We start from the raw sequence: 17,982 nt of genomic DNA, 5'->3' as shown, positions 1-17,982 counted from the left end.
GACATCATTTAGATAATAGTACATCTTTTTCGTCTGTCAATGTATTTGATTACCATCTCAGGCCTTCAGAATCTCCGACAGATTCCGCTGGATCCCGGCTGCTACATCCGGTTTATTCATGGAATAGACATGGATATGTTTCACGCCATTGGCCAGCAGGTCGATGATCTGATCGGTGGCATAGGCGATGCCTGCCTGTTTCATGGCTTCCGGGTTATCTCCGAAGCGGTCTACGATATTTTTGAAGCGTTCGGGAACATTACAGCCGGACAGTTTTACGGCATTTCTCACCTGTACACCGCGGGTAATGGGCATGATGCCGGGAACGATGGGCACGGTAATCCCTGCTTCCCGCACACGGTACATGAAGTTGAAGAAGATATTGTTGTCGAAGAACATCTGGGTCGTCAGATACTCACATCCGGCATCCACCTTTTCCTTCAGCCCCTGAATATCCGCATTCTTATTTGCAGAATCAGGATGCACCTCCGGATAGCAGGCACCGCCAACGCAGAAATCTCCGTTCTCTTTGATAAAACGCACCAAGTCGGAGGCGTGCGTAAAATCCGTAAATACTTCTCCGTCAAAATCCTTGGGAATATCTCCTCTCAGAGCCAGAATATTCTCGATTCCCGCCGCCTGCATTTCTGTAAGAGCTGCGCCGATACTGCTCCTGTCAGCACAGACACAGGTCAGATGCGCCACGGTAGGCACATTGTGCTGCTTCTGAATCTCTCCTGCCAAAGCAATGGTATGTCCCTTGGTACTGCCGCCGGCGCCATAAGTCACGCTCATATAAGCAGGCTGCAATGCCGCGATCCCCAGTGCTGCTGCCTCCACATTTCCGAAATCCGTGCTCTTCTTCGGAGGAAATACCTCAAAAGAGATCGTTGCTGTATCCTGTGTTAAAATATCTCTGATCTTCATTCTTGTACTCTTTCCTTATCCTTTATTTTTATTCTTTATGTCTCTTTGGCTTACTCTTTTATGGTATCCGGCTCAAACGATAAATGTTGTCTGTTTCTCCAAGCCATTCTCAATTTTTCTCATCGCGCAAAAACGGAGGCAAAAAATCCACTTTTTCTTCTTCACTTTCGCTTTTCGCAATAATGTTCCGGATATTCTGCATCCGTTTATCCAGTGCCGCACTCTGCTGCGCACAATCATACAGCTCATCCTTCAGGAACTTTGCCTGACTCTCTGGAATATTTTTCTTGTATTGCAGCTTGTGTTCCAGACTGGCCCAGAAATCCATGGCGATGGTACGGAACTGGACTTCCACATAGACCAGCTTCTTCGTATTCTGCAAAAAGATCGGCACCTGTACGATCAGGTGCAGGCTGCGGTAGCCGCTCTCCTTGGGATTCTTTATATAATCCTTGCGCTCGATCAGAGTAATGTCATCCTGCCGTAAGAAACTCTCCGCCAGTTCGTAAATATCATCCGGGAAGGAACAGATGACCCGGACTCCGGCGATATCCTGGATATTCTCTTCGATGCCTTCCAGCGTCATGGGAATATTTTTCCGACGGATCTTACGCAGAATACTGTCATACGATTTGACTCTGGTCTTGATCCCTTCGATGGGATTGCGGTCGTATTCCAGGGAATACTCCTGATTCAAAACCTTGAATTTCGTCTCCACCTCCATGATGGCGCACTGATAATACGACATCAGTTCGTCCATGGGGCGCTTGTTTTTCTCAATCAGATCGAGGAATTGATCTGATAATAAATGTTGTTTGAAAAATTTACCTCTGATTGTATCCATGATATAACTCACTCTTTTATTGTCTCTATTTTTTGATCAATATTTTTTATGATAATCTATGATGAATCATAGATTATCATAAAAAATGTCTCCTTGCATACGGTATATCCATAGTATATACCATAGACAAGGCGGTATCAATCACTTCATAGTGAATCGATAGACTGCACCGAAAGACACCATATCTCGAGTTGAACATTTGTTCGATTTGTGTTATAATGTTATTGTGTAATCGAAACGAAAGCGGATGCGATTTTCCGATTGTTAGATGCCCTCTAGTAATACAAAGGAGGGGATGCCCATGAATACAATGGAAGTACTTACTCTGTTGTTAGTTGTCTTTGCAGCTCTATCATACATCGACAGACATGGTGACGATAATAACAAAAAGAAATAGCATCCCCCGACCAAAGTGAATGCTATTTCTTTTTAAGCTGAACTGAGGGCGAATCGGAATTTTCACTTCCGACCACCTTTCTAAGTAGATTATACACTATGAGGGGTTGAGAAATCAATCCCTCTTTTCATTGAAGAAATTTCTAGATGGTAGATGCAATGATCTGCATCTTCCCCTGTAATTCCACCTTACCGTATCCATCGGGCAGAATCAGATGGTCTCCCTTTTTCAGTCTGGTGCCGTTCAGGGTACCTTCTCCCTCTGCCACACTCATCAGCACAAAGGGCTTATCCTGCGTGCATTTATCCGCAGAGCATAACTTTAGCACAGAAAGCACCATTCTGATAGGCAAACGTACTTGCACCGCCGCTTTTTTCTGCAATATGTTGGATTGACTGGATGCCGACGCCGTTTCCCCTTCGTTTGGAGGATTGAAAAACACCGTCCTTCTCCCTGATTTCGCCGTCATAGGCATTCTCAACTTCGATCAGAAGCAGCCGCCCGGCATGCAGGTATGCAGTGATTTTAATCTGCCGTCTGTCTGGTGCAGTGCGGATACTGGCTTCGAGCGCATTTTCCAACAAGTTGGACAAGACCAGACACATGTTAATCTCATCGATTGGAAGAGTCTGCGGCAGATCGAGCTTTGCACAAAAGGGAATGTCTTCGCGCTTTGCCAGGGCACAATAATAGCCGATGACGCTATCTGCTGCGCGGTTTTCGCAGAAGTGTATACCGAGATTCGGGATGCGGGAAATGGTTTTTTCAAGGTAGCTTTTCAATCCCTCCAGATCGCCGGTCTCAGCCAGTGCGGTAATTTGATTCAGTTGATGGCGCATATCATGCCGCGCCTGCCGCACTTCTTCGATGGCAGCTTTGAGATTCTCATAGCGTTGCTGCTGCAGGAAAAGAAGCTGGTTTTCCTGCTGTAGTCTCGCGTTGCGGTTGAGACTGGTGGCCATTAACAGGAAAATTGCGTTGAACCAGAGCAAAAGCAAAAGAAGTGCAATACTTATCACAATATATCCCTGCAATACACGACCGGTCCTAAGTGTCGTCTGATAGCGCGGAATCATAAAAAGGTTCAAAAAAATGAACACCAGCGGCAAAACCCAGAACACATACCATGTTTGCGCAAAATTATCGTCCTCAACCATCACACGCACTGCATGGGTTGACGGATAGAACGCAGCCAGCACCAAAATCCAGCAAACAACATTATAAAATACACAGGCTGCAAGGCAGAACCACGGTTCGTCCTGTGGCAGCTGCATATGCAGAGCAATCATAACACTGATAGCTCGAGACAAGCTGTTGATGCATGCAAACACTGCGCAGACAGTCAGTGCAATTGTTCCGGATTTCCAGAGGGAGATTTGGAGTGTTCCGGTATATAGCCCAATTGCAAGCAATGTGATCCCTGCCAGGGCAGACGCAGTGGAAGCATGCAGCTGATAGCAGATGATCCCAGCACCGATACACAATCCTGCCATCAGTGGGAGAATCCGGGCGGCAAGTTTTCCGGGGGACTGCTTCAGATAGGATTTTACAGGGAAATATGCAAGTAAAAGACCGGGGAGTACAACGGACAACTCCAGGATCGGACGCAGAATATCTTTCATCTCATACACCCCCTTGCAACAGAAATTCCATAAATGCCTGCCTGGCAGGCTTCAAAAGTTCCTGGTTGACATATACGCGGCTACCGTCGGTCATGCAGAAAGCGGCGGCCTGAAAATCAGCGGCATGTTCTAAATTGACAATCGTACCGCGGCCGCAGACAAAAAAGCGTGGATCTTTTTTCAGCGGCTCGGTAAATGCCTTAAAGCTTTGCCGCGTGGCAAGCGTTTTACCGGCAGTCGTACGAATGTTGATCATATGAGCAAAATGCTCGGCAAAAATAATGTCCCTATAGCGAAGGCGAACATCGCTGCCACTGACTTTCACCGTCAGAATCGGCTCAGGACGCGGAAGTTTAGCGAGCATTTCAGTAAGCAGACCGGCAAGTTCTCCCTCGGAAAAGGGCTTCACGAGATAGTGGAATGCCCGCACCTGAAATCCCTCCAGTGCATGGTCGGTAGATGTTGTGGTGAAGATCAGAAAGCAGTCTGCATCCGTCTTCCGAAGTTCCTTTGCGGCATCCATGCCGCTTAATCCTTTCATGTAAATGTCCAGAAATGCCACAGTAAAGTGCCGTTCTTTTTCTGCTGCGAGAAAGCTCTCGCTGCTGTCAAATTCTAAGATCTCCGTCTCTACACCGTACAAGCTCAGCTGTCGCTCAAGCCGCATTTTCAACAGCGCACGTTCGGTCTCGATATCATCCACTATTGCTATTCTCATACCGGACTGACTCCTTTGTAAAAAATTCCAGTAACTATTCCAAACTAAATTATATCATACCTGTCCAACACCGACACAATGAAAAACTCAGATTTCGTGACGGAATTGAGGGTTTCGTGCCAAACGGCTTGAAAAGCGTTTGCATATCCGTATACTGACAAGCAGAAAGCATCAATGACGGCAGAAGGGAGGGAGTGCTGTGTACCGCATTGCCGTGCTGACAAGTAGCGAAACACAGGAAGCCTTTTATATAGAGCAGCTTTCACGGTTCTGCTTTGAACGCGGTCTGTTTCCCAAAATGGACTGTTACCGTGGGCAGGAGTTGTTCTTTGATGTGGCGCGTGTAAATGCGCCAACCTGCACTGTGATCGCACTTCCGGGAGTAGAAGGGTTGAATGCGGTGGAGCATCTGCGGACGCTTTTTCCCGAAACACGCATCATCTGGTGCAGCGATCTGGATTTTTCCCTGCATGCATTTCGGCTGCGTGTAGACTATTTTCTGTTAGAGCCAATAACAGAAGAAGCGTTTCAGCAGGGACTTTCTACATGGTCAGATGGGAAAAAAACGTCTGCCTTATTCCGGGCGGATCACAACAAACATAACAATGAGGAGGATTATTGATGAAAAAGAGAAAAAAGATTTATTCTGTATTTAGCTTTCTTCTGGCGGGAACACTGTGCCTGTCTATGGCGGCCTGTGGTGGAACGCCCACACCGGCAGAGGACGAAACAACATCTTCTGCACCGTTATCCGGTGCACTGCCCGTGAAGGCTTTACAACCCAAACACGTGGATGAAAACCCTTATATGGCAAAAAGTGATGCAAACATCCATCACGACGGCTACAACACCGACTCAACGGATGAAATTCTGCCGCTCGGCATCTATCCGGAAATCAATGTTTCCTTTGAGACAACGAACCCGAACGCCTCACCCGCGATTTACTTTGACAACTACGGTCACGCGGTCGTGCCACTGCTCGGCGGCATCGCCATCCGTGATCTGAATGCAACAGAGACGAAGACGCTCGGCTATTTTTCACCGATGCAGCATGATGGCGGCGGTTACGTCATCCAGAGTTCCTACACATTCCTTGACTCTAAAAACCGTGTCGTCTGCCCGACGAGCAACAACCATGTACTGATACTGCGTACGACAGAGGAAGATGGCAGCGTCATTCCGGAATTTGAAAAGGTTCTGGATATCGATATCAAGGCAGCTGCTGAGACCGCGCTCGGCAAAGAGCTGACACAGAATCTTCTGTCCGTGGTCTTTGACTACGACGGAAACCTTTGGTTCGCCACCGGCGGCTTCCGAATCTATCCCGAGCGGCAGCAGCAGGGTGTTCTCGGCTACATTGCCCACACAGCGATAGAATCGATTCTGAATGGCGAACAAACCGATCTTTCAAAGGCTGTCTTTGTTTACGGGCTGCCCCTTGGCGAGGGCGCAGAGAACGGCATTGCTGCCTCCAAAGACGGTGCGGTCATTCTGACGAACCAGAACTGCTATCTGTTGCGCGCGGAAGAAGGTGTGAACGTTGTGTGGTGCACGCCATATGAGAGTGTCGGTGCGAAGGTCAGTCATGATGGCGATAAGACTACCGGCGGCGGCCTTGCCTGGGGTGGCGGCTGCTCGCCCACACTGACACCAAACCTTGTACTGTTCACCGACAACGCAGACCCCGTTAAGCTTCTTGCGCTCGACATGAAGACCGGAGAGGTCGTAGCCAGCATGCCTGTTTTGGATGATCTGCCCGATGGGTATCAGGTGGCGGTTGAAAACTCTGCAATCGTTTATGACGACGGTGAAGGCACCGTCAGCACGATCGTCTGCAACTGGTTCGGCGCTGGTAACGCAGGTCTTGCCGACCCTGACAATGACTCTTCGATTCAGAGCTACGCCAACATTTATGACCAGAACTGGCTGATGAAGGGTAATGTTATGATCGCCCCGGGCGTTGAGCGGGTGGACACCCTAAAAACCGCCGATGGCTATGAAATGAAGAGCGTCTGGAGCCGGAACGATTTGCGCGACACGGCGATCATGAAGCTCTCCACTGCAACAGGCTATATCTACGGTTACGTACAGGATTTGGATACCGGCATGTGGCAGTACATTATTTTGGACTTTGCAACAGGCGAAACCGTCTTCACGATGGATGTGTCCAACAAATACGGCTACAATAATATGGCCATCGGCATGTACACCGGCAGCAACGGAAATACGCTCTACTGCCCGACAGGCTATCTGGAACTGCTGCGTTTGCAGGATCGCTTTGTGTACCTGCCAGAGCTTCCGTACCGTGAGGTTGATCTTGATCAGGCGGCAAGAAATGTTCTTTCGCAGGATCAGTTTGAGCAGGATGGCGGTGAAGGTACGGTTGCAAGCTGGCACAACACCGCGACCATCTGCAACGTGCATCCCAACACCATGGTAGCCTTCCGTATGAACAACCTGTCCGGCAGTGCCTCCGATCTGACGCTCTACGCCTATGGTGCAGACGGCAAGCTGGAAAAGGTTGGCTCTGAACTGTGGTCGCTCACAGACGAGACCGGAGCAAATGTGACGGAGCTGACAGACGGCGTGCTCTATGAACTGCGCGTGACCGTCTCCGACGGCGGTGATTTCGACCTGAGCGAAACAGAAAAAGAAATCAAGCTATCCGTTGTACTTGGAAAATAAATCAGTTTGAAGATAAATCAGTTTTGAAGACAGCTATCATTTACCGGATTTTTATCTGCTGTAAACTTAGATCGTAGATGCGATGATCTGCATCCTGCCCTGTAATTCTACTTTGCCGTAGCCATCGGGCAGGATCAGATGATCGCCCTTTTTTAAATGAGTACCGTTCAGTGTGCCTTCACCTTCTACCACGCTCATGAGGGCGAAAGGCTTATCCTGCCAGGTCTCCACACGGTGTTCCACATCAATGCGGTATACAGTGTAGTAAGGGCACTGAATCAGCTGCTGTATTGCATCGTCCTTCTTCTCGGTATGCACCACACTGTTGTCCGCGGATTTTGCGGGAACCGTGATCACATCGATACTCTGTACGATGTGCAGCTGTCGGGGCTTGCCGTTGCTCAATCTGTCGTAATCATACACCCGGTAGGTAATATCGCTGCTCTGCTGGGTCTCAAGAAGCAGTGTACCGCCCTTAATGGCATGTACGGTACCGGGATCGATCTGGATGAAGTCCCCGGGCTTAATAGGAATCTCACGGATGAACTCTTTCCACTTTCCTTCCTGGATCATCTGCTCCAGTTCTTCCCTGCTCTTCGCGTTGTGTCCAACCACCAGCGTAGCATTTTCCTTACAGTCTAAGATGAACCAGCACTCGGTTTTGCCCAGGGATCCGTTCTCATGTACCTTCGCATAAGCGTCATCCGGATGCACCTGGATGCTTAAGTCGTCCTTTGCATCAATGATCTTGATCAGCAGCGGGAAACGATCCATTCCCGTGTCTCCGAACAACTCGGGGTGCTTCTCCCACAGCTCGGACAGCTTCATTCCCTTATAAGCGCCGCTTGCCACGGTGCCGTCTCCGTTGGGATGGGCGCTGATACCCCAGCACTCACCGATGTCGTCGCCCTCGATGGGGTACCCAAATTCTCTGTTCAGCCGGGTGCCACCCCAGATGTTGTGAGTACACACCGGATTTAAAAATATAATATCTTTATTCATGCTCCTGTTCCTGCTTTCTTTGAATCTGTCCGTGATACATTTTTATTTATACTAATAACTCACCGTTCCACGGCTGTCAATCACTTTCCGAAATTTTCTTCCTGCATCCCGGACACGATCACCGACACCAGATAGAACTCTGCCTTGTCTTCCGCATGGGTCTCCGTGATCTCCACACGTACCCGGTGTTCCCCATAGGGCAGATGCTCCGCAATCGTTGCCAGTTCCATCTTATCTCCCCAGGTCTCATCAAAGGTTCCGTCCAACACGCACGCCGTCTCAGGGTTCTCATCCACCACTGCTGTGGCAATGGGTGCAGGTCCGTCCTTCACTCGGCGGTATTGCACGGCGGCACCGGTTCCCCGGAAAGTGAACTCCAGATAAGCTCCTTTTTCTCCGGCGCTCCATCCGTTACGGAAAATATCCGTGATGTCTCTCTGCGGTGTCATATCTTCTTCAAAACCGCTCTTCTCCGGTGTGGAATTAAAATATTGTAGTCTCACGCAATGCTCATAGGCATTCTCTGTCAGCGGGGCCGGGAAAATTTCCTGCGGCTCTTGCGTTTTATCATGGATTACCTTTTCCAGGAAATTCGTGATCACAGATGCCATGAATTCATGACCAAGATCATTGGGATGAAGGAAATCTGCCGTAATCTTCTCTGCCGGCAGTCTTCCGGCTGCCACAGCGGGATAGATACTGTTCTGCATACTGATGCAGGGCAGATCATAATGTCGTCCTACCTGCGCATGATAATATGCCGCACTTTTACCGGTATCATAATAGACATTATGGATCAGCACCATTGCCGGTGCGCTCGCACTGCCATAAATCTGCCTCACCAGACCTTCGTAGGTCTCACAGAAATGCGGCGTACTGTGATCGTTCACGGAAAATTCTACAAATACCAGATCCGGTAGCCGCTGAAGCAGGTCTTCCTGTACTCTCGCCGCGCCGAACTGGGAATCGGTAGCTCCGATTCCGGCGTTCACATAATCAAATTCCGTATTGGGAAATACCTTTTTCAGCCAGCCAAATGTCCTTGCCGCATAACATTTTTCCGGATCCGTAGCGGAAAATCCCTGGGTAATGGAACCGCCGATAAATCCTACCGTAAGCCGCTCTCCTTTGGCTGCACGGTTCATAAAACCTTTCAGTCTGGTCAGGTTGCCCCGGTTCAGGATTCCGGCTTCTTTATCAATGATGTTCCCCGCACTCTTGCGGTTCTCATAGATGCTGTTTTCCAGAGTGCAATAACGTTTCGCCTTGTTTTTCAGAGTCTTGCCGATGCGGAAAATTTCCTCCGGGCGGTATCCTCTGGACTCCAGATAATAAATGCCGCTGTACAGGTTGATCGATACATCGGGGTATTTATCTCCGATCATAGCTTCGAACATGATCATAATATGACCGATCTTCTCCGAAGCAGCTTCCACATGATTGTCCAACAGCAATAGGAACTCATCCTTTTTCACATGGCACACCATTTCCTGTCCCTTCAGGTGCTTTTGAATGTGCGTCCCCAGATGGTACAGAAGGCTGTTTTTCACTTCCTCACTCATCTTCGCGGAAATCTCATCGTAATCCCGGATGCCCAGAAATACCTCTGCATACTGACCGTCCTGCCAGGGCAGGATCTGTTCCAGTTTTATCGAAAAGCTTTCCGTTGTCTCCATTCCGGCAATGTCCGGTTCCGGCTTTTCTGTATCCTTTTCCCGCTCCCTGACATTCCCTGCATATTCTTCATGGTTCAGGTAGCTTTCCATCATCCGCGTCATAGTAGACAGAATTTCACTTTCCGTTTCTGTCCACTGACGTCCTTTATAATATTTCTCCAGCTCCTGCCAGAAACCGGTCTCCCGGTCTGTTCCTTTCCGTTCTGAGGTATAATCGACATAATTATAGTTCTTGTCGTACACGCTGAATGCATTTTTGCCGCTTCGTTTTACCCGGTACAGCGCCTGATCCGCTTTTTGATACAGTTCCTCATAAGAGGAAGCATCCTCCGGATATCGGGAGATTCCCATACTTAAAGTCACTCGTCTGCCTGACAGCTGGATCTGATCCGCCATACGGGATATTCTCTCTGCTGTCTCCACAGCGTGCTGTCCCACATTTTTCCCACGGCAGAATACACAAAACTCGTCTCCACCGATGCGGCCCGCATAATCCTCCATGCCTGCACTGATCAAGATCGTATTGGCAATTTTGATCAATACTTCATCACCGTATAAATGTCCGCAAGTATCATTGATCGTTTTAAAGTCATCAATATCAATGATGATAAAAGCTCCTTCTGTGTCATCGGCCTGCCGGATATGCTTTTCCACCAGCTTACGCATTTTCGCTTTATTGTACAGATCTGTCAGGGAGTCCCTCTCTGCCTTCTGTTCCAACAGCTCCTGGTTCTTTTTTTCTCCTGTAATATCAAGCGTCTTCCCCATGATCTTATATGGCTTATGATCCTTATCATAGACCGGAATCCCTACATAACGGAACCAGATAAAGGCAGACTCATCACTGACCTGACGTACCTCATAGCTGATATGCTCGTCGCCCCGGTCCATTGCGGCGCAGAATTCATCAAAAGTCGCCCAGTCATCCGGATGTACAAATCCCCAGTTATGCATCTGTTCCTGATAGTTTTCGATGACCATGTTGGTGGTATTCCACTTTCCTCCAAGCTTTCTGGAAAGCACATATTTTTTTGAAGCAATTTCATACTCCCACAGCGCACAGTCGGAATTGTCCTCGGTAATCTTCCTCCTGATACGTTCTTCTGCCAGTTCTTTTTCCAGTTCTTCGATTCTGGCATATAATTCCTCATTTTCCTTCATACGCTGTCTCCATAAGCAAAAAGGACCCGCTTTACGCGGGTCCCGTGATTCTATCTTCTGCCTTCTTCTGTATCGCTTGTTGTGACCACGCTGTGTTCTTTGATATAGTCAACCACTTCATCGATGGTCGTAAACGCCAGTCCTACATAGCTGTCTGCTGCGCCATAGTAAATGGCGATCTTGCCGCTCTCGGAATCATGAATGGTAGCGCAGGGAAAGCATACATTCGGTACGAATCCTCTCTCCTCATACCACTCTTCCGGTGTCAGCAGGAAGTTCTCACAACGATATTTTACGATGGACGGGTTGTCAATATCCAGTATTGCTCCACCGATGGAATAGACATAACCGTTACAGGTTCCGCTCACACCATGATAGAACAGAAGCCATCCTTCGGAAGTCTCAATGGGAGCTGCACCGCCACCGATCTTCAAGGACTCCCACCATTCGGAAGACTTTCCCATCACATGTCTGTGTTTGCCCCAGTATACCATATCCGGGCTCTCACTGACAAAGATATCTCCGAAAGGTGTATGTCCGCTGTCGGAAGGACGGGACAACATCATGAAATTGCCGTGTACTTTTCTGGGGAACAGTACGGCGTTACGGTTAAAGGGAAGGAACGGATTCTCGATTCTTACAAACGTCTTGAAATCCGTGGTTTTCGCAATACCGATGGCTGCGCCGTAGAAATCCTGACACCAGATGATATAGTAGGTATCTTCTACCTTTACCAGTCTGGGATCATATGCATAAATCGGCATGAAAGGCTTGCCTTCTTCATCTACGAACTGGATCTTATTCTTATCAAAATCCCAGTGAATAGCATCCTTGCTGCGTCCTAAATAAATATAGGGAATACCGTTGACCTGTTCACCGCGGAACACGCCAATGAATTCATCGCCATAGGGCATTACCGCACTGTTGAAGATTCTGGCTACTCCTTCTACGGGATTTCTGCCAATAATAGGGTTCTCACTATATCTCCATACCGGTGCTCCGGTATGGCCTTCGGGTTTGTCCTGCCAGGGTACATTAGGTACTGCAGGACTGATCATCTTAACTTTGCTCATTCGAGTTACCTCATTTCTGCGTTATTTATCTTGCTTCCTGTTTTAAGAACTCTTCATTTCTGCGGATGAGTTCACATCTCTGTGCCACACACTCCACGCTTCTTCCGGGATCGGAAGGGGTGTGGAATACATAATCCACAAGCTTATCTATAGTAGTCGTTGCCACATGCATGCGAGTATCGCTGGATGCATAGTAGATAAAGACTTCCCCCTTCCCATTTGCGATTGCGCCATTGGTAAATACTACGTTTGAAACATCTCCCACTCTCTCTTCCCCTCTGGGACCGATCAGCAGACCCGAAGGCTCTGCGATCACTTTTGCCGGGTCTTTTAAGTCCGTGGCAAAAGCATAAATGACGTAACGTAAACCGGCTGCGGTATTACGAACTCCATGTGCGATATGTATCCAACCTCTGTCTGTCTTGATGGGGGTAGCTCCCGCACCGTTTTTGGCCTCGGTGATGGTGTGATATTTCCGCAGGCTGGTCATGCGCTCTTCGTCGATGACTGCATGGGTAATGTCGTCGCACAGTCCGAAACCGATTCCTCCGCCGCTTCCGGTCTCGATGAAGTCATCCATCGGTCTGGTGTAGAAAGCATATTTGCCATCCACGAATTCCGGATGCAGCACTACATTTCTCTGCTGGGGAGAACGAAGGGTCTTTAAATTCTCCAGTCTCTCCCAGTGCTTTAAGTCTTTGGTTCTTACAATACCGGCAGCTGCTACTGCTGCGGACAGATCATTTACGGAGGTATCCTTGCTCTCGGAACAGAACACACCGTAGATGTAACCATCTTCATGCTTGGTGAGACGCATGTCGTACACATTGGTCTCTTCCGGACAAGTATCGTCCAACAGGATGGGATAGTCCCAGAAACGGAAACCATCGACACCGTTGTCACTCTCTGCCACACCGAAGAAAGACTTTCTGTCGTTGCCTTCGATACGGGCTACCAGATAATACTTACCGTTTAATTCAATCGCACCGGAATTCATGACCGCATTGATTCCCAGGCGCTCCATGAAATAGGGGTTGGTCTTGGGATTGAGATCATATCTCCAGGTCAGGGGAATATGTTCTCTGGTCAGAACCGGATGTTCATAACGGTCATAAATACCGTTGTAGAAATCAGACTTTACATTTTTCCGGGAAAGCAGCTTCTCCTGCTTCTCTTTTTCTATGTAATAACGCTCTAACATCTCTTCATAACCTCCATGCACATTCTGCCGTTATGGTAAGGGCATTTCCAAGGCTCCACAATGGGGCGGTCAGGATAGGGATTTCCTTCCGGATCCACTTCCCAGAACCATTCGGAACCGGGTCTCTTATCGATCACATGATCTCTGATAAATGCCCATTCCTTCTCTGCGGCTTCCAGATATTCCGTTTTCTCCGGCTCTTTCTCATAGCCGTTTAAGAAACCGATCACGGTCTCCGCCTGTACCCACCAGACTCTGTGTACATTCACGACACCTCTGTCACATTCATTGGCCAGAGAGTGTCCGTCGAATGCCACCTTATAGATCTGTGCGGTAAGGTCTTTGGTGATGGCATACATCTTCTGAGTCAGTTCCGGATCATCCAGAACCTTGCAACCTCTGTCGATCAGCCATGCCGTCTCGATGTCGTGGCCGTAGGAATGCAGATTCAGAATGGTATTATAATGCTTATCGAAAAATACTTCCTGTCTGTGGAGCTTCGGATTATAAACTTTCTCAGCGAACACATCCATGATCCACAGAAGGCGTCTGCGCACTTTTTCATCCCCGGATACCCGGTACAGCTCCGTATAAGCTTCAAAAACATGAAGCAGGGTATTCATGGTCTTGTCTGCCAGGACACCGTTCTCCGACAGCTTCTCATTGGATTCCGGTTTAAAGTCTCTGGTGAATGCTTCCAGATATCCCACCTCATCCATACACGTAGTCTCAATCAGAGTAAACAGCTTTTTCGCCAGCTCCAGGGCTTCTGCATCCCCGCTGGCCTCATAGTAAGAGGACAGCGCGTAGATGCAGAACGCTTGATTGTAAGTATGTTTTGTGGTATCCTTCGGGGTTCCGTCATAGTTTAGGGACCAGTAGATACCGCCGTATTCTTTGTCCAGACAATGGTCTTTCAGGAAATCGTAGCCGTGCTTTGCTTCATCCAACAGACTCTCGTCTTTTAACAGTGTATATGCGTTGGAGAAGAACCAGGTGATCCTGCTGTTCAGGATACAGCCTTTTTCTGCTTTTTTATCCAGATTCAGATCGTAGTCCAGAAAACCGTAATAACCGCCGAACTCGTCATCCCGCATCCCTTTCCAGAAAGGAATGATTCCTTCGGTCAGATGCTTTTTGATCTCTTCTCTCATTTTCTTTGTTTCCGCATTTTTCATGTTCCACACTCTCCTTTGTATTAACCCTTGACAGCGCCGGAGGTGATTCCACTGTAAATCTGTTTCTGACAGAGCAGGAATACGATCAATGCAGGCAGCAGAGACATCAGTACACCTGCACAGATCAGATTGTATTTGCTGCCAAGAGGTCCGGTGAAGGTATACAGGGAGGTTGCTACCACACCGAGAGTCCTCTTGTCCTGCAGATACAGACTGGCGCAATAATACTCGTTATATACGCCTACTCCCTTAAGCACCATCGAAGTTACGATAGCGGGCTTCAGAAGCGGAAGAATGATCTTCCAGTAAATGGTAAAATAGGAGGCTCCGTCGATAAATGCGGATTCATCCAACGATACCGAAATGTTTTCCATGAACTGGATGAAAATGTAGATGGAGATAACATCCGTACCCATACTCATAATGATATAACCATACAGATGATTGATAAATCCAAGGTTACTCATGATCTGGTACACAGATACCTGCATGGCAATTCCGGGAAGGAGGGTTGCGAACAGGAACAGGCTGCGGATCAGTCCGTTGCCGGGAAACTTGAACCGGTTCAGTACATAAGCGAGCTGTGTTCCCACCAGGACGGAGCCTAACAGTACAAATACCAGGATGATCGCTGAATTCAGATAGGCTCTGCCCATATTGGCACGGTTAAATGCATCAATAAAGTTCTGGAAGTTCAGCCAGCTTTCCGGCAGGGTCATAACATTGGTGCTCTGATATTCTGCATCGGTCTTGAATGCTGTGATGACACAGGATACAATAGGCAAAAGTGCCACGAAGGAGAAAAATACCAGGCTGAAATATTTAATGATGATCCAGATGACAGCGCCTGCGCTGTAATGTTTGTGGTTAGTTTTCATCTTTGCCATTTTACACTGCCTCCTTCTTCCATCTTCTCTCTCTTCTGAGCCGTTTTCTTCTGGTATATTCTTCATTATCCGCATCGGAGCTTCTAAATACCAGTTTGAAGAAAAGCTTTTGTAAAATTGTTGCTGCAAAAATGATCAGTAACAGTACCACAGCCATGGCTGACGCCAGACCTACCTGCTGGTTGGTATGTGCGATCTTGTCCATCAATACGAAGTAGGTTGCGGTTCCGCCGCCACCCTTGGTGATAACGTAGGGAGGATCGAAAGCACTTAGGGAACCTGTGATAGACAGGATCACGTTCAGCGTAACGATGGTCTTAATGCTGGGTAAGATAATATGTATAAACTGTTGGAATTTATTGGCACCGTCCAGCTCTGCTGCCTCGTACATCTCGGAATCCACGGACATGATGGCACCGATGAAGAGTACCATGTTGTTGCCGTAATAACGCCATACCGAGGAAGCCACCAAAGAGATATTGTTAACGCTCTTGTCCTTCAGCCAGAACGGAAGACTTTCTAAGTTAAATCCACACCACTGTAATACCGTATCGAATACAAATCCTCTGGTGTAGAAGAATTTGAAGATAAATCCAATGGCAATACCACTGATCAGATAAGGGAAGAACATGAATCCCTTGAACATATTGCCAAACTTGGTCTTAAAGCTAAGGATCGTTGCCAGGTACAACGCAAGTACCAGCTGCACCATTGCGCCTGCCATGTAATAAAGGCTCAGCTTCAAAGCACTGAAGCATTCATCTTTCTTAAATACGTCGATGTAGTTCCGAAATCCTACAAACTGTCTTTTGTCTACCGGGGTAGCATATTTCATTTTATAAAAACTGAATTTTACCATCTCTCCAAAAGGAAGATAGGTGAACACGAACAGCAAAAGCAGGGGAATGATCATGAAGGACAGTATGACGATGGTCTGTTGTCCGTTCCTGCTCTTTACCCATTTTTTCATGCTGAAGGGTTTTTTTGTTTTCTTCATTGTCTCTGCACCCATCGAAATACCTCCATGCCCTTCTCTCTTAGATAAGAGGGAACCGGATAAATGGTTCCCTCTCACTTCAGAAGATTAAATTAGTTACCTATTAATTACTGGATCTCTACACCACAGCTCTCCTGTGCGGAAGTCCACTCTTCGTTCCACTCGTCGATGATCTCATCATAGGTCTTGGAACCATCTGCTGCACACTCTACCAGCTCCTGCAGCTTGGTCTCACCGTTGTTGTTGATGTTAAGACCACTTTCAGCGTTCAGCTCGTTTAACAGATCCTCTTCGCCTTCAATCGCAGGCTCATCCACTACAAAGTCGATACCCTTGAATGCTGCGTAGAAATCCGGTAATCTGGTATCCTTGATAGCAACGGGAAGTCCGCCGCAGTCATAGGAGAATCCGGATTCTTCTGTCATGAACTTAACGAAGCACAGAGCTGCTGCCTGATTGTCTTCGGTGGTGTTTGCATTGATACCAAAGCTGTAGTCAGGGCCTACAGATGCTGCCTGCTTACCGCTGGTCAGGGTAATAGGGAAAGGCATATAAGCGATGTCGTCAGCGTTGTCACCGGCTTCCTTCATCTGAGGAACTGCCCAGGAGCCAAGAACCATGCAAGCGATCTGACCATTGTTGATCATACCCTTACAACCTTCCCAGTCCGTGGTGGAGTAGTCTTCCTCGGTAAGGCCTTCAGCAACTGCATCGTACATTACTTTGTATACGTTGTAAGCGCCTGTTCCGTCGCCGGGATCAGCAAAAGGATTGGCTGTGTGCAGTAACTTCTGGTTCATATAAGTGCTGTCTCCGGTAGCACTGCCGCTGATAGCGGGATCCCACTGGCCGCCCATTGCCCAGCCAGCTGCGTAGTTGGTGTACAGAGGAATGATGGAGCTGTCATACTCTTTGATCTGCTTTAATGCTGCGATGAAATCTTCGGGAGTCTTAGGCATCTCAGTGATTCCTGCTGCTTCGAATACTGCCTTGTTATATACGATACCACCGCTAACACCTGCGGTGTAAGGAACACCGTATACAGTGCCTTCGTACATCTGGTTGTAGTAGTTCAGCTGTCCGTCCATCTCGGTAGTAGTTCCAAGAGGAAGGAAGTATGTGCTTAAGTCAGCCTTGTCAACTGCGGGGATAAACATAACATCGCCCCAGTCACCACCCTGCAGACGAAGCAGCGTATCACTTGCATAGTCGGTGATACCTTCAATATCAACAGTGATGTTGGGATACATCTCGTTGAATGCATCAATGTAAGTCTGGAAAGGAACTGCTGCGCCGTCCTCTAACAGGTCGGTACGGTTAGTCAGGACCTTAATGGTCGTGGTAATGTCGGTGTAATCCTCACCCAAAGTAAGCTCTGCGTAATTCAGGCTGGTAACCTCTGCAGGTGCTGCAGCCTCGCTGGAAGCTTCTGCAGTTGCGGGAGTGGTGCTTGCTACAGAACTCTCAGCGGCGCCGCCGTTGTCTGTGCTTCCACATGCTGCCATAGACAGTGCCATGACTGATGCTGTGGAAAGAGCTAAAAACTTTTTCATCTTCATAAGAAATCCTCCTAGTTTTCCGAAGGAAAATCCGAGTCCTCTGACGAGGAGAGGA

15 protein-coding genes are annotated in these 17,982 nt (G+C 48.1%); 2 read left to right on the top strand and 13 right to left on the bottom strand.

What is annotated here, in order from left to right; genetic code table 11:
* Positions 1-57 precede the first annotated feature (57 nt).
* From metF to OCV96_RS05170, 5 genes are all read right to left on the bottom strand, one after another.
* On the bottom strand, positions 58-927 hold the full coding sequence (gene metF / locus OCV96_RS05190) for a methylenetetrahydrofolate reductase [NAD(P)H] (protein WP_262593714.1): 870 nt from the start codon (positions 925-927) through the stop codon (positions 58-60).
* A gap of 109 nt (positions 928-1,036) precedes the next feature.
* On the bottom strand, positions 1,037-1,771 hold the full coding sequence (locus tag OCV96_RS05185) for a GTP pyrophosphokinase (protein WP_262593713.1): 735 nt from the start codon (positions 1,769-1,771) through the stop codon (positions 1,037-1,039).
* A 539-nt stretch (positions 1,772-2,310) separates the two neighbouring features.
* Positions 2,311-2,496: a hypothetical protein gene (locus tag OCV96_RS05180; protein ID WP_262593712.1), complete on the bottom strand. Its 186-nt coding sequence runs from the start codon at positions 2,494-2,496 to the stop codon at positions 2,311-2,313.
* Entirely contained in the window at positions 2,471-3,790 is a 1,320-nt protein-coding gene (locus OCV96_RS05175) for a sensor histidine kinase (protein WP_262593711.1), read from the bottom strand. The genes OCV96_RS05180 and OCV96_RS05175 overlap by 26 nt, the downstream gene beginning before the upstream one ends.
* A gap of 1 nt (position 3,791) precedes the next feature.
* Positions 3,792-4,508, bottom strand: a complete 717-nt coding sequence (locus OCV96_RS05170) for a LytR/AlgR family response regulator transcription factor (protein WP_262593710.1) — start codon at positions 4,506-4,508, stop codon at positions 3,792-3,794.
* Between the two features lie 199 nt (positions 4,509-4,707).
* Between OCV96_RS05170 and OCV96_RS05165 the strand changes: the two genes are divergently transcribed.
* Complete coding sequence (locus OCV96_RS05165) at positions 4,708-5,130, top strand: response regulator (RefSeq protein ID WP_262593709.1); 423 nt, start codon at positions 4,708-4,710, stop codon at positions 5,128-5,130.
* Positions 5,130-7,193 (top strand): hypothetical protein, encoded by a 2,064-nt coding sequence (locus OCV96_RS05160; RefSeq protein WP_262593708.1) that lies wholly within the window; start codon positions 5,130-5,132, stop codon positions 7,191-7,193. The genes OCV96_RS05165 and OCV96_RS05160 overlap by 1 nt, the downstream gene beginning before the upstream one ends.
* Positions 7,194-7,259: 66 nt before the next feature.
* Here the strand turns inward: OCV96_RS05160 and manA are convergent, their stop codons facing one another.
* The 8 genes from manA to OCV96_RS05120 form a co-directional block, all read right to left on the bottom strand.
* Entirely contained in the window at positions 7,260-8,195 is a 936-nt protein-coding gene (gene manA / locus OCV96_RS05155; protein WP_262593707.1) for a mannose-6-phosphate isomerase, class I, read from the bottom strand.
* Positions 8,196-8,275: 80 nt separating this feature from the next.
* Positions 8,276-11,032 (bottom strand): diguanylate cyclase domain-containing protein, encoded by a 2,757-nt coding sequence (locus tag OCV96_RS05150; RefSeq protein WP_262593706.1) that lies wholly within the window; start codon positions 11,030-11,032, stop codon positions 8,276-8,278.
* 50 nt (positions 11,033-11,082) lie between these two features.
* Positions 11,083-12,105, bottom strand: coding sequence for a glycoside hydrolase family 130 protein (locus tag OCV96_RS05145; RefSeq protein ID WP_227732824.1), 1,023 nt, complete (start codon positions 12,103-12,105; stop codon positions 11,083-11,085).
* Positions 12,106-12,130: 25 nt separating this feature from the next.
* Positions 12,131-13,306 carry a glycoside hydrolase family 130 protein gene (locus tag OCV96_RS05140; protein ID WP_227062133.1) on the bottom strand — a complete coding sequence of 392 codons (1,176 nt, stop codon included), beginning with the start codon at positions 13,304-13,306 and terminating at the stop codon, positions 12,131-12,133.
* Positions 13,300-14,484 (bottom strand): AGE family epimerase/isomerase, encoded by a 1,185-nt coding sequence (locus OCV96_RS05135; protein WP_227062131.1) that lies wholly within the window; start codon positions 14,482-14,484, stop codon positions 13,300-13,302. Before OCV96_RS05135 ends, OCV96_RS05140 begins: the two co-directional genes overlap by 7 nt.
* A 20-nt stretch (positions 14,485-14,504) precedes the next feature.
* Positions 14,505-15,371, bottom strand: a complete 867-nt coding sequence (locus OCV96_RS05130; protein ID WP_242993539.1) for a carbohydrate ABC transporter permease — start codon at positions 15,369-15,371, stop codon at positions 14,505-14,507.
* A gap of 1 nt (position 15,372) precedes the next feature.
* Positions 15,373-16,383, bottom strand: coding sequence for a carbohydrate ABC transporter permease (locus OCV96_RS05125; RefSeq protein ID WP_118551044.1), 1,011 nt, complete (start codon positions 16,381-16,383; stop codon positions 15,373-15,375).
* Between the two features lie 92 nt (positions 16,384-16,475).
* Entirely contained in the window at positions 16,476-17,927 is a 1,452-nt protein-coding gene (locus tag OCV96_RS05120) for an ABC transporter substrate-binding protein (RefSeq protein WP_227732816.1), read from the bottom strand.
* Positions 17,928-17,982: the final 55 nt, after the last annotated feature.

This window comes from Waltera acetigignens (assembly GCF_025567015.1).
GTDB classification, from domain to species: domain Bacteria; phylum Bacillota; class Clostridia; order Lachnospirales; family Lachnospiraceae; genus Acetatifactor; species Acetatifactor acetigignens.
Note: the sequence above shows the minus strand (reverse complement) of the source record. Positions and strands in the feature narration are given on the sequence as shown.

What these genes read in the sequence shown, in the direction of transcription:
- metF (WP_262593714.1), bottom strand. Translation starts at nt 927, where the DNA reads ATGAAGATCAGAGATATTTTAACACAGGATACAGCAACGATCTCTTTT.
- OCV96_RS05185 (WP_262593713.1), bottom strand. Translation starts at nt 1,771, where the DNA reads ATGGATACAATCAGAGGTAAATTTTTCAAACAACATTTATTATCAGAT.
- OCV96_RS05175 (WP_262593711.1), bottom strand. Translation starts at nt 3,790, where the DNA reads ATGAAAGATATTCTGCGTCCGATCCTGGAGTTGTCCGTTGTACTCCCC.
- OCV96_RS05170 (WP_262593710.1), bottom strand. Translation starts at nt 4,508, where the DNA reads ATGAGAATAGCAATAGTGGATGATATCGAGACCGAACGTGCGCTGTTG.
- OCV96_RS05160 (WP_262593708.1), top strand. Translation starts at nt 5,130, where the DNA reads ATGAAAAAGAGAAAAAAGATTTATTCTGTATTTAGCTTTCTTCTGGCG.
- manA (WP_262593707.1), bottom strand. Translation starts at nt 8,195, where the DNA reads ATGAATAAAGATATTATATTTTTAAATCCGGTGTGTACTCACAACATC.
- OCV96_RS05150 (WP_262593706.1), bottom strand. Translation starts at nt 11,032, where the DNA reads ATGAAGGAAAATGAGGAATTATATGCCAGAATCGAAGAACTGGAAAAA.
- OCV96_RS05145 (WP_227732824.1), bottom strand. Translation starts at nt 12,105, where the DNA reads ATGAGCAAAGTTAAGATGATCAGTCCTGCAGTACCTAATGTACCCTGG.
- OCV96_RS05140 (WP_227062133.1), bottom strand. Translation starts at nt 13,306, where the DNA reads ATGTTAGAGCGTTATTACATAGAAAAAGAGAAGCAGGAGAAGCTGCTT.
- OCV96_RS05135 (WP_227062131.1), bottom strand. Translation starts at nt 14,484, where the DNA reads ATGAAAAATGCGGAAACAAAGAAAATGAGAGAAGAGATCAAAAAGCAT.
- OCV96_RS05130 (WP_242993539.1), bottom strand. Translation starts at nt 15,371, where the DNA reads ATGGCAAAGATGAAAACTAACCACAAACATTACAGCGCAGGCGCTGTC.
- OCV96_RS05125 (WP_118551044.1), bottom strand. Translation starts at nt 16,383, where the DNA reads ATGGGTGCAGAGACAATGAAGAAAACAAAAAAACCCTTCAGCATGAAA.
- OCV96_RS05120 (WP_227732816.1), bottom strand. Translation starts at nt 17,927, where the DNA reads ATGAAGATGAAAAAGTTTTTAGCTCTTTCCACAGCATCAGTCATGGCA.